10 protein-coding genes and 1 riboswitch are annotated in these 11,676 nt (G+C 55.8%); of the genes, 2 read left to right on the top strand and 8 right to left on the bottom strand.

What is annotated here, in order from left to right:
- Window positions 1-378 precede the first annotated feature (378 nt).
- Both murI and btuB read right to left on the bottom strand, forming a co-directional pair.
- Entirely contained in the window at window positions 379-1,230 is an 852-nt protein-coding gene (murI, locus tag AC0TOY_RS03895; protein WP_048989427.1) for a glutamate racemase, read from the bottom strand.
- The gene (gene btuB, locus AC0TOY_RS03890; protein ID WP_061716301.1) at window positions 1,175-3,028 is read right to left on the bottom strand and encodes a TonB-dependent vitamin B12 receptor BtuB; all 1,854 of its coding nucleotides are present in this window, start codon (window positions 3,026-3,028) and stop codon (window positions 1,175-1,177) included. Before btuB ends, murI begins: the two co-directional genes overlap by 56 nt.
- Window positions 3,029-3,094: 66 nt before the next feature.
- Window positions 3,095-3,270, bottom strand: a riboswitch (cobalamin riboswitch).
- 104 nt (window positions 3,271-3,374) lie between these two features.
- Here btuB and trmA point away from each other — a divergent pair.
- Window positions 3,375-4,475 (top strand): tRNA (uridine(54)-C5)-methyltransferase TrmA, encoded by a 1,101-nt coding sequence (gene trmA / locus AC0TOY_RS03885; protein WP_473701775.1) that lies wholly within the window; start codon window positions 3,375-3,377, stop codon window positions 4,473-4,475.
- Between the two features lie 89 nt (window positions 4,476-4,564).
- Here trmA and AC0TOY_RS03880 read toward each other — a convergent pair whose 3' ends face one another.
- Both AC0TOY_RS03880 and fabR read right to left on the bottom strand, forming a co-directional pair.
- A complete protein-coding gene (locus AC0TOY_RS03880; RefSeq protein WP_008501783.1) occupies window positions 4,565-4,924 on the bottom strand; it encodes a YijD family membrane protein in 360 nt (119 codons plus the stop codon).
- A 9-nt stretch (window positions 4,925-4,933) separates the two neighbouring features.
- The gene (gene fabR, locus AC0TOY_RS03875) at window positions 4,934-5,572 is read right to left on the bottom strand and encodes an HTH-type transcriptional repressor FabR (protein ID WP_008501784.1); all 639 of its coding nucleotides are present in this window, start codon (window positions 5,570-5,572) and stop codon (window positions 4,934-4,936) included.
- 196 nt (window positions 5,573-5,768) lie between these two features.
- On the opposite strand from fabR, the gene sthA reads away from it, so the two are divergent.
- Complete coding sequence (gene sthA, locus AC0TOY_RS03870; protein WP_008501785.1) at window positions 5,769-7,169, top strand: Si-specific NAD(P)(+) transhydrogenase; 1,401 nt, start codon at window positions 5,769-5,771, stop codon at window positions 7,167-7,169.
- On the opposite strand, the gene oxyR is transcribed toward sthA, so the two are convergent.
- From oxyR to argC, 4 genes are all read right to left on the bottom strand, one after another.
- Window positions 7,143-8,069 (bottom strand): DNA-binding transcriptional regulator OxyR, encoded by a 927-nt coding sequence (gene oxyR, locus AC0TOY_RS03865; protein ID WP_023333839.1) that lies wholly within the window; start codon window positions 8,067-8,069, stop codon window positions 7,143-7,145. The two genes, sthA and oxyR, sit on opposite strands and share 27 nt — an antisense overlap.
- A gap of 307 nt (window positions 8,070-8,376) precedes the next feature.
- Window positions 8,377-9,750 (bottom strand): argininosuccinate lyase, encoded by a 1,374-nt coding sequence (argH, locus tag AC0TOY_RS03860; protein WP_048989422.1) that lies wholly within the window; start codon window positions 9,748-9,750, stop codon window positions 8,377-8,379.
- 77 nt (window positions 9,751-9,827) lie between these two features.
- Complete coding sequence (argB, locus tag AC0TOY_RS03855; protein WP_090420882.1) at window positions 9,828-10,604, bottom strand: acetylglutamate kinase; 777 nt, start codon at window positions 10,602-10,604, stop codon at window positions 9,828-9,830.
- Between the two features lie 6 nt (window positions 10,605-10,610).
- Window positions 10,611-11,615 carry an N-acetyl-gamma-glutamyl-phosphate reductase gene (gene argC, locus AC0TOY_RS03850; protein WP_024909174.1) on the bottom strand — a complete coding sequence of 335 codons (1,005 nt, stop codon included), beginning with the start codon at window positions 11,613-11,615 and terminating at the stop codon, window positions 10,611-10,613.
- Between the last annotated feature and the right edge of the window lie 61 nt (window positions 11,616-11,676).

Raw genomic sequence — 11,676 nt, 5'->3', positions numbered from 1 at the left:
TGATGCTCGTGAATTAAACTTCGTAATGAATTACGTATGTTCACTCAGAGACTTGGTATTCATTTATTGTCCGAAGACATTAAGAATCCATGTCACTTTGAGTGCCCACACAGATTGTCTGATAAATTGTTAAAGAGCAGTTGCAACGCGGCGTTAAGCTCACCGTTGCGAGGTCCCGTATATTACGTTTTCCTCATTCAGAGTCAAGTGATTATTTTCGCTTTTCTCTGCTGGCGTTCATCTCTGAACCCCGCTAACTCGGCGGCCTGTAAGCCGTTGTTCCGTGTCAGTGGAGGCGCATTATAGGGAGTTCTCAGACGTTGACAACCCCTCTTTTAAAAAAAACTTTCAACCGTCTCTTTTTTGCTCAAAACCGTGCTACAGCGCCAGTTTTTCGAGCGTTTCAAAGCCATAACGGCGTAAAACGGGTAAAAGTTGCTCAGTCTCTTTCGTGATGGCCATACAAAACGCGATATTCGCATCGGTAGATTTCGCATCCGGCGCTTCATGCTCCAGCAACCAGGCCGTACGACGGGCAATAGCCGCACCGGAATCCACCAGGCGCGTCCCCTCCGGCAGCACCTCCAATAGCTCTTCCTGTAATAGCGGGAAGTGGGTACAGCCCAGCACAACGGTATCCGGAGGTTCGGGCATTCGCAGCCACGGACGAAGAATACGACGCAGCTCCTCGAGTGATACCGCCTTGCCATGCAGCTTCGCTTCAGCCATCTCCACCAGCTCAGCCGAACCCAGCATCGCTATCTGGCATTCGTTGGCAAAACGGTCGATCAGCTCGCGGGTATAAGGACGCTTTACCGTGCCTCGCGTGGCCAGCAAACCCACAATGCCGTTCGCAGTCAGACGCGCGGCAGGCTTTATTGCAGGAACGACGCCCACAACCGGGAACTGGAATTTTTCACGCAGGGCGGGAAGAGAAACGGTGCTCGCCGTATTACAGGCGATGACGGCCAGCGCAAGGGGATAGCGCTTTTGTACCGCGGTGACGATTTCAACGACACGCTCAACAATAAAATCTTCGCTCTTTTCCCCGTACGGGAAAGCGACGTTATCGAAGGCGTAGATGTAATGGAGATCCGGCAGAAGATGCCGAATCTCATCATAGACCGAAAGCCCACCGACGCCGGAATCAAACACCAGCACGGTGGGACGCGGATTAGAAGGTGTAGCTGCCAGACAAGGTGTATTCCCGTCCTGCAGTTTGGTAGCCATAAACTGTCTCGTAATCTTTATCGAACAGATTGGCTATTTTACCACGAACTGTGAGATGTGAGGTGACAGGATACGAAACTGCGACATCCCACAGACTGACACCGCCCATTTTCACGCGTTCTGACGAATAGGTGTCTGGATCAATCGCGACATCATAGCGGGTGCCCAGATAACGGTAGGCAAGGTTCCAGTCGAGATCCCATACCTGCCAGTCAAGCTGGTACTTAACCTGCTGCTTAGAACGACGGGCCAGTACTTCGTTGGTTTTGGCATTACGCGGGTCGACATAATCATAGGAAATCTGATGTCTGACCGGGCCAGTATCGAACTGTGCCGTCGCTTCCACACCTTTAATACGTGCTTCGTCAACGTTGTAGTAACGATACGTATGCGGATCGCTGCTAATAAGATTATCAATGTCATTGCGATAACCGGTGATACGCCAGTTGACCGGTCCCGTCAGGCCTTCAAAGCCCCCTTCCCACTGCTTACTCTCCTCTGGTTTAAGGTCCGGATTACCGTAAGAGGCACTGTGGATCTGGCTCATGGTCGGTGCTTTAAATGCGGTACCGTAGGAGGCAATGACGCGATAGCCCTCCACAAACTCCCACGCTGCGCTGGTTTGCCACGTGCCATGGTTGCCGAAGTTAGAGTTATCGTCATTACGCGCCGCCGCTTCAAGCGTCACGCTGCTGAACTGCTGCATCGCCGAAACAAACACGCCGGTATTGCGTTGCTCGTAACCTTTCTCCAGATAGCCCGTTCCAGCCTGGGTCTTCTGCTTTTGCCAGTCCAGACCTGCGCCAATGTTGCCGTGACCGACTTCTACGGTGTTGAGCCATTGGGTGGTGTACTGCTTCACGTCATCCATGGTGGCGGAATCAGCGTAACGCCCTTTCTTCGGATCATAGTTCTGATCTTTACTGCGACCGTAACCCGCCACCAGCTGTGACTGGAAAATTCCCTGGTTGTAACGCAGACCGGTATCCCAGTTCTGGCTGTAGAGCTGGCGAGTATCAGGTCGTCCATCCACCATAAAGTTGGCGTCGTAGTGATCGTAACCGTCATACGCGGTGCGGTTGTCATAACCAAAGCCACGGAAGAAGCCGCTCACGCTGTCGGTAATCTGCTGTTCCACGGAGCCGTACAGCGATTTACTCATAAAGCCATCGCGGTCAGGCTGGCGCGGCGCATCTTTTGCGGCGATGTCAAAACCCCGGGTATAGGTGTAGTTACCCGCCATGGTGATTTTGGTTTTATCCAGCACCTGCTGGAAAGCGCCATCATAGGTCTGATATCCCTTAGAGCCAACGCCCGCTGAGATTTCTGCACCCGGCTTATCACGTCCGGTAATGATGTTAATCACGCCACCAATCGCGTCGGAGCCATACAGGGCTGAACGCGGACCACGGATGTACTCAATACGCTGAATCAGCGAGGTCGGGATTTGGCTCAGATCGGGAACGTTGCTGATCCCGGCGTTATTCAAAGGAATACCGTCAACCAGCACCAGCACATGGCGAGATTCCGTTCCGCGAATAAAAGTCGAAGAGTTCGAGCCCATTCCACCGCTTTGCGCGATATCCACGCCAGGCAGACGTGACATGATTTCCACCACGCTCTTTGCCTGCCAGCGCTCAATGTCTTCACGCGTCACGACGGACGTCGGTGCCAGAACAGTTTTTGCCGGTTGTTCAAAACGATTTGCCGTCACCACCAACGAGTCGGCGCTGTCCTGCGCCCAGCCCGAAAATGCCGTGACGGACAACGCCGTCAACAGCGATACTTTTTTAATCATTGTTAAAGCATCCACAATATAAGAAGGATGCCGCAGGCCTCATCGATAGCACGCGATGATGAAACCAAATGCGACGTGATCCCGGCAGGTCTTCGGGCTAGGTGGCTATATAAGGATGAAGACTTCCCATTTACACAGTGTCTACAACGCTCATCCCGCCAGTCTTTACCGCTGCGCGTCAGCTCCAGATTTACACTGGATTCCCTTTTCACTCTCAGGAGACCGGAAACAGAATGCTACAATTAGACACGTATGGATGTCCAGACAGCTATTGGCCATTAAATCTGGACATCCCCTGAACAATGCCTACAATCGCCGCGTAATTCTTTATCACTCAGGACGCATCATGACCCCAGAACACCTCCCGACAGAACAGTACGACGCGCAGCTGGCAGAGAAAGTTGTCCGCCTGCAAAGTATGATGACGCCTTTCAACGCGCCCGTTCCCGAGGTGTTCCGCTCTCCTGTCAGCCACTACCGCATGCGTGCCGAGTTCCGCATCTGGCACGACGGTGACGACCTGTACCACATCATTTTCGATCAGCAGACAAAATCCCGTATCCGCGTGGACAGCTTTCCGGCGGCGAGCGAGCTCATTAACCAGTTAATGACGCTGATAATGGACGGTGTGCGTAACAATCCGGTACTGCGTAACAAGCTTTTCCAGATTGACTACCTGACCACGCAAAGCAATCAGGCGATTGTCTCCCTGCTGTACCACAAAGCCCTGAACGACGAGTGGCGCGAGCAGGCAGAAGCGCTGCGCGATGCGCTGCGCGCGCAGAACATCAACGTTCACCTGATTGGCCGCGCGACCAAAACCAAAATCATGCTGGATCAGGACTACATCGACGAGCGCCTGCCGGTAGCGGGTAGAGAGATGGTTTACCGTCAGGTCGAGAACAGCTTCACCCAGCCGAACGCCGCGATGAACGTGCAGATGCTGGAGTGGGCGCTGAAGGCGACGGAAGGGTCAACGGGCGATCTGCTTGAGCTCTACTGCGGTAACGGCAACTTCTCGCTGGCGCTGGCGCGTAACTTCGATCGCGTGCTGGCAACGGAAATCGCCAAGCCGTCGGTGGCCGCCGCGCAGTACAACATTGCCGCTAACCATATCGACAACGTGCAGATCATTCGCATGGCCGCTGAAGAGTTTACCCAGGCCATGAACGGCGTTCGCCAGTTTAACCGCCTGGAAGGGATCGATCTGAAGAGCTACCAGTGTGAGACGATTTTTGTCGACCCGCCGCGCAGTGGCCTGGACAGCGAAACAGAGAAGATGGTGCAGGCGTACCCGCGTATTTTGTACATCTCCTGTAACCCAGAGACGTTGTGCAAGAATCTCGAAACATTAGGCCAGACGCACAGTATTGAACGTCTGGCGCTGTTCGATCAGTTCCCGTATACGCACCATATGGAGTGCGGTGTACTCCTCACGGCGAAGTAATGTGGCCTTGTAGGGCAGGTAAGCGAAGTGCCACCTGCCAAAAAAGCCGGATGACGCTTCGCTTATCCGGCCTACAATGACAAAACCCTTTACTCTGGTAACTGGCTCTTACGGCTACGCATGCGCGAGCCAATCCAGAACACCAGCGCCACAGACAGTACCGCAGGGAAGAAGTTAGAGCCGATATCCGGATATTCCGCGCGAACCACGGTGCTGTACAGCAATACGCCCAGAATAAAGCAGGCGGCGGCCAGCCCCGGTAACCCCACCGGCATGGTGCGGTTCAGGTAACGTTGATGCAGGCAGTACACCGTCAGCACCAGCGCAATAAGCGGGAAAATCGAAAACGGCACGATTGAGCTAAAAATAGCGGCAAACGTACCATTAATGGATAAGCCAGCGATCAATGCCAGCAACAGCGTCCCTTTATCCTGACCTGACTGTTTCATTACTCACCTTCACTCTTCGGTTTGATGTGCCAGTTTCTCTTGTTCACGGCGATACCAGTAGTACGCGCCTTTGGAGATCATCCTGAGCTGTAATACCAGTCGCTCTTCGAGCTGCTTGCGTTGTTCAATGCTGACATCCAGCGCTTCGGCACCCGCGCTGAATACAATCGTCACCATCGCCTCGGCCTGTGCTTCAGTAAACGCACGCGGCATATGGTTTTCGAGTTCAAGATAGTCGGCAAGTTCCGCGATGAAGTGCTGAATTTCGCGCGCGACGGCGGCACGAAACGCTGCCGATGTGCCCGAACGCTCGCGCAGAAGCAGACGAAACGCGTTGGGATTGTTGCCGATAAATTCCATAAAGGTCGATACGGAGGTGCGGATCACGCTGCCCCCTTTGGCGATACGCTGACGCGCCTGGCGCATCAGCTGACGCAGCATCAGGCCGCTCTCGTCGACCATGGTCAGGCCCAGTTCATCCACATCACGGAAGTGACGATAGAAGGACGTTGGCGCAATCCCGGCCTCGCGTGCGACTTCGCGCAGGCTCAAACTGGCAAAACTCCGCTCGGCACTCAGTTGACTGAATGCGGCTTCCACCAGCGAACGCCGGGTTTTCTCTTTTTGTTGTGCTCTTACGCCCATCACGATAGTTGAATCCTTCCAAAGGCCTGATGGCACTATACCAGAGAATAAAATTAATCTGTTTGCCTGGCTTTGTGAATGATTGTTTACGTGCGGTTTGTGCTCCACTGCCGGAAAAAAGCACAACGATAATTGGGTTACTCTGGCAATGATGTTATGATTCTGTTGCTTTTATGTATAAGAACAGGTAAGCCTTGCCATGCCACATTCCTACGATTACGACGCAATAGTTATTGGTTCCGGCCCCGGCGGCGAAGGCGCTGCTATGGGTCTGGTGAAACAGGGAGCCAGAGTAGCGGTCATCGAGCGCTACCATAATGTCGGCGGCGGTTGCACCCACTGGGGCACCATCCCTTCGAAAGCCCTCCGCCACGCCGTTAGCCGCATTATCGAATTTAACCAGAACCCTCTTTACAGCGACCATTCCCGACTTCTTCGTTCATCTTTTGCCGACATCCTGAATCACGCGGATACCGTCATTAACCAGCAGACGCGTATGCGTCAGGGGTTTTATGAGCGTAACCACTGCGAAATTTTGCAGGGCAACGCGCATTTTGTGGATGAACACACTCTGGCACTCGAATGCCACGACGGGTCGGTTGAAACCATCACGGCTGAAAAATTTGTAATTGCCTGCGGCTCACGTCCTTACCATCCGGCCGACGTGGACTTCTCGCACCCGCGCGTCTACGACAGCGATTCGATTCTGAGCCTGCACCATGAACCCCGCCACGTCATTATCTATGGCGCAGGGGTCATCGGCTGCGAATATGCGTCGATCTTCCGCGGAATGGACGTCAAAGTTGACCTGATCAACACCCGCGACCGCCTGCTGGCGTTCCTCGATCAGGAGATGTCAGATTCGCTCTCCTACCACTTCTGGAACAGCGGCGTGGTCATTCGACACAACGAAGAGTACGAGAAGATCGAAGGCTGTGACGACGGGGTGATCATGCACCTGAAGTCCGGCAAGAAGCTGAAAGCGGACTGCCTGCTGTACGCCAACGGCCGTACCGGCAATACCGATTCCCTGCAGCTGGAAAATATCGGGCTTGAAACCGACAGCCGCGGTCAGCTGAAGGTCAACAGCATGTATCAGACCGCCCTGCCGCACGTTTACGCGGTCGGCGACGTGATTGGCTATCCAAGCCTGGCCTCAGCCGCTTACGACCAGGGACGCATTGCGGCTCAGGCGCTGGTGAAAGGCGAAGCGACGGCGCATCTGATTGAAGATATCCCGACGGGCATCTACACCATCCCGGAAATCAGTTCCGTAGGGAAAACCGAGCAGCAGCTGACGTCAATGAAGGTGCCTTACGAGGTGGGTCGTGCGCAGTTTAAACATCTGGCGCGGGCGCAAATCGTGGGGATGAGCGTGGGTACGCTGAAGATCCTGTTCCACCGCGAGACGAAAGAGATCCTCGGGATTCACTGCTTTGGTGAACGCGCCGCGGAAATCATTCATATCGGCCAGGCCATCATGGAGCAGAAAGGTGGTGGTAACACCATTGAGTACTTCGTTAACACCACCTTTAACTACCCGACCATGGCGGAAGCCTATCGGGTCGCGGCACTAAACGGCCTGAACCGCCTGTTTTAACGCGCTGTCGAAATGGCCATCCATCGAACCACGGATGGCCTCTGCCAGCTGCTCATAGCGGCTGCGCAGCGGTGAACCCGGACGATATACCAGGCCGATAGTGCGACGCGGCTCCGGCTTGATGCACGGCAAATAGACCACGCCATCACGCTTACGCTCGCGCGGCACGGCCAGCGCAGGCAGCAGCGTTATACCGCTTCCCGCCGCGACCATGTTACGCAGCGTTTCCAGGCTGGTTGCGCGGAAATGGGTATCCTCATCCGCACCCGCTTCGAAGCAGAAGCCCATCGCCTGGTCGCGCAGGCAGTGGCCATCTTCCAGCATCAGCAGCTTTTCACCCGCCAGATCGGCCATCGGCACGCGATCGCGGTTCGCCCACGGGTGATCTTCATAGATCGCCAGCATCATCGGCTCATCGAACAGCGGCACTTCAATAAAGGCCTCACTCTCTTTTACCAGTGCCAGAATGGCGCAGTCGAGCTTGCCGCTGTCCAGCTGTGCCAGCAGCTGATGGGTTTGCGCTTCGTGCAGGTACATTTCGAGTTTCGGAAACGTCTGGTGCAGCATCGGAATGATGTGCGGCAACAGGTACGGGCCAACGGTTGGGATCAGGCCAATATGCAGCGGGCCGGACATCGCCTCCCCCTGCTGGCTTGCCATTTCCTTGAGCACTTTGACCTCGCGCAGCACGGTGCGCGCCTGATCCACCAGCAGAAGACCTGCCTGTGTGAACAGAACCTTACGACTGGTGCGCTCAAGCAGCATCACGCCCAGCTCGTCTTCCAGCTTACGGATCTGGCCACTCAGCGTGGGCTGGCTGACGTGACAGGAATCTGCCGCGCGGCGAAAGTGACGATGCTCGGCTAACGCTACCAGGTATTCAAGATCACGAATATTCATTATTCATCCTCCGTCGCCACGATAGTTCATGGCGATAGATAGCATAGCAACGAACGATTATCCCTATCAAGCATTCTGTTGAATAATACACCACATAGACGAGGCGGCACGTGTTTGACCCTTGACGTCCCCGCACCGTCAGCGAGTTTCTCTAAAAACTCGAACAACTAAAGCCAACGTGAACTTTTGCGGACCCCGTGGTCCGCTTTTTTTTTGCGTAAAAAAAAAGCCCAGCGCTAAGCCAGGCTCCGTTTTTCTCCCTCTCCCTGTGGGAGAGGGCCGGGGTGAGGGCACCAGCCCGCACGGTTCAAACCAGCCGGTTTTTCGCATCCGCAATCGCCTGCGCCACCTGCTTCGGCGACACGCCGCCTTTCGCGGCACGCTTGTCCAGACAAGACTGCAGCGCCAGAATCGGATACACATCATCCCCGATAACCGCGCTGAACTTCTGCAGATCGGCCAGCGCCAGATCCTCCAGCGGTTTACCCTGACGAATGGCTTCCACAACCGCTTCACCGACAATATGGTGCGCTTCACGGAACGGTACGCCCTTCGCCACCAGATAATCCGCCAGTTCGGTAGAGTTCGCATAGCCCTGCTGCGCCGCTTCCTGGCAGCGCGGACGTTTCACCTGAATGCCGTCCAGCACCAGCGCGCCCATGTGCAGACAGTCCAGCCAGGTGTCGAGCGCGTCGAACAGCCCCTCTTTGTCTTCCTGCATGTCTTTGTTGTACGCCAGCGGCAGCCCTTTCAGGGTCATCATCATGCCGGTCAGCGCACCCTGCACGCGGCCACATTTGCCGCGGATCAGCTCGAGCGCGTCCGGGTTTTTCTTCTGCGGCATCAGGGATGAACCTGAGGTCACGCGGTCGGACAGCTCGACGAAGCCCGCTTCGCCGGAGTTAAAGAAGATCAGGTCTTCGGCAAAGCGCGAGAGGTGAACCATCCCGATAGACGCATTGGAGAGCAGCTCCAGCACGTGGTCGCGGTCGGACACGCTGTCCAGGCTGTTACGGGTGGCGGAGGCAAAGCCCAGCCAGCCTGCCAGCTGTTCACGGTCGATTTCATACGCCGTACCCGCCAGCGCGCCGCTGCCCAGCGGGCTGACGTCCAGACGTTTCAGGGTATCCTGCAGACGGCTTTCGTCACGCGCCAGCATCTCAACGTAGGCCAGACACCAGTGCGCAAAGGTCACCGGCTGGGCGCGCTGCAGGTGGGTATAACCCGGCATCACCGCGTCCTGGTTGTTCTGCGCGGTTTCCACCAGCGCGCTCTGCAGCTGACGGTTGGCCGCCAGCAGTTCGCCGACGGTATCTTTACACCACAGCTTCAGGTCGGTGGCGACCTGGTCGTTACGGCTGCGGCCGGTATGCAGCTTTTTACCCAGCTGGCCGACCTTGTCGATCAGTTTGCCTTCCACCCAGCTGTGAATATCTTCGGCATCGCTCTGCAGGATTTGCTGCGGATCCAGACGCACCTCTTCCAGCAGATTGTTCAGCGCTTCTTCCAGCTGTAATTGTTCGTCTGCGGTCAGTACGCCTACCGTTACCAGCGCTTTGGACCAGGCCACAGAGCCGACAATATCCTGTTCGGCCAGGCGGTAGTCGAAGCGCAAAGAGTCGTTGAACTGTTTGAACCGCTGATCCGCTGCCTGTGTAAAACGCCCACCCCAAAGTGCCATAACATGCTTCCTTAATATCTTTGAATTTCATTGCCCGGTGGCGCTGCGCTTACCGGGCCTACAAAACATTAAATCGATTACGCTAAAATACGCGTGCCAATCGGCGTGCCGTTAAACAGCGCCGGGAGCTGCTCCGCGTGGCGCCAGGAGGCGATATCCACCGGGCGGCCCAGCGTGCGTGCCGCATCCAGCGCGGCGTTCACTTTGACGATCATGCCGTCGGTAATAATGCCCTGCGCAATCAGCTGCTCGGCTTTCTCAGCCGTCATTTCCGCAATGCGCTGGCCTTTGCCGTCCAGAATGCCGCTCACGTCGGAGAGCAGGATCAGGTCCGCACCCAGCGTTGCCGCCAGCGCGGTCGCCGCCTGGTCAGCGTTAACGTTCATCAGCTCGCCCTCTTCGGTCACGCCGATGGAGCTCACCACCGGCAGGAAACCGCCTTCCAGCAGCGTGTTAATCAGCTTAGGCGAACCTGGCTGCGCCAGTCCAACGTGGCCGAGCTCTTCGTCGAGCTGGGTCACTTTTACGCTGTCGCCATCGCCCAGATAGAGGCCCACGGACGCGATATGGTGTTTCTTCGCCCACGCCAGCAGCGTTTTGTTCGCCGTACCCGCCAGCGCGCCGGTAATGATGTCAATCTGGTCAGCAGGCGTCACGCGCAGGCCGTTCTTCTTTTTCACCGGCAGGTTGAGCCCTTTCATCAGCTCATCCACCACGCAGCCACCGCCGTGCACAATCACCAGCGGACGTTGATGTGATTCGCGATAGTTCACCAGCGCGGTAAACAGACGCTCCAGCGCTTCTTCGCTGTCCAGCAGTACACCACCGAGTTTGATAATTAATGGGTTCATCATCACACCTTAAATAAGAGCCTGCGTTTCCGGGAAACCGAAACGAATATTTGCACACTGCATTGCCTGTGCGGCAGCGCCTTTCAGTAAGTTATCTTCTGCGGCCACCACGATGAGATGCTCACCCTGAACGGCAAAGCCGATATCGCAGAACGGCAGACCGACCACGTTTTTCAGCGCCGGCACGCCTTTGTCGTACAGGCGCACCAGCGGTTTATCCGCATACGCCTGCGTGAAGACCTCGCTCACCTGCTCTTTGGTCACGCCCGGTTTCAGGCGGCAGGTGATGGTTTCGAGGATCCCACGCGGGAAGCTGCCCAGGTGCGGGGTGAAAATGACGTCCGCGCCCAGATGCGTCGTGATTTCAGGGTGATGACGGTGATTAAACACGCCATACGGCTGAAGGCTCACTTCGCAGAAGCTGTTGGAGATCGCCGCCTTGCGTCCTGCACCGCTCACGCCGCTGGTGGCGTTGATCACCGGCCACTGGTTCAGATCCAGCAGACCCGCGTCGATCAGCGGCTTCAGGGAAAGCTGCGCCGCCGTCGGGTAGCAGCCCGGAACGGCAATCAGGTCCGCTTCTTTCAGTTTATCTGCGCTCCACTCCGCCAGACCGTACACCGCTTTTTCAAGCAGATCAGGGTGCTGATGGGTGAAACCGTAATATTTTTCGTAGAACGCGCCGTCGTTAACGCGGAACGCGCCGGAGAGGTCGAAGACCACGCAGCCGGCCGCCAGAAACTGCGGCGCCAGGTCGTGGCTGACCTCATGCGCGGTGGCTAAAAACACCACGTCGACGCCGTCGGTAAACTCGCTGATGTCAGACATGGGCTGTAGCGGCAGATCGACCAGGCCCTTAAGCTGCGGATGCAAATCGGAAATTAACTTTCCTGCATCATTGCTTTGCGCTGACACGGTCAAAGCGGTTATGGTCATATGTGGATGGCGATTCACGTAGCTTACAAGCTCTGCGCCCGCATAACCGCTAGCGCCTACAATCAGCGTATTCAACATCGGGTTCCTTTATGCTCAACGTTAATGTATTTTTATTCACATTTATTGCATGAATATTGAT

The sequence above is a fragment of the Enterobacter sp. PL_is379 genome, assembly GCF_055817355.1.
Note: the sequence above shows the minus strand (reverse complement) of the source record. Positions and strands in the feature narration are given on the sequence as shown.

Bases quoted from the DNA above. Each gene is read 5' to 3' on its own strand.
- btuB (WP_061716301.1), bottom strand. From the start codon at position 3,028: ATGATTAAAAAAGTATCGCTGTTGACGGCGTTGTCCGTCACGGCATTT.
- AC0TOY_RS03880 (WP_008501783.1), bottom strand. From the start codon at position 4,924: ATGAAACAGTCAGGTCAGGATAAAGGGACGCTGTTGCTGGCATTGATC.
- argB (WP_090420882.1), bottom strand. From the start codon at position 10,604: ATGATGAACCCATTAATTATCAAACTCGGTGGTGTACTGCTGGACAGC.
- argH (WP_048989422.1), bottom strand. From the start codon at position 9,750: ATGGCACTTTGGGGTGGGCGTTTTACACAGGCAGCGGATCAGCGGTTC.
- argC (WP_024909174.1), bottom strand. From the start codon at position 11,615: ATGTTGAATACGCTGATTGTAGGCGCTAGCGGTTATGCGGGCGCAGAG.
- trmA (WP_473701775.1), top strand. From the start codon at position 3,375: ATGACCCCAGAACACCTCCCGACAGAACAGTACGACGCGCAGCTGGCA.
- oxyR (WP_023333839.1), bottom strand. From the start codon at position 8,069: ATGAATATTCGTGATCTTGAATACCTGGTAGCGTTAGCCGAGCATCGT.
- sthA (WP_008501785.1), top strand. From the start codon at position 5,769: ATGCCACATTCCTACGATTACGACGCAATAGTTATTGGTTCCGGCCCC.
- murI (WP_048989427.1), bottom strand. From the start codon at position 1,230: ATGGCTACCAAACTGCAGGACGGGAATACACCTTGTCTGGCAGCTACA.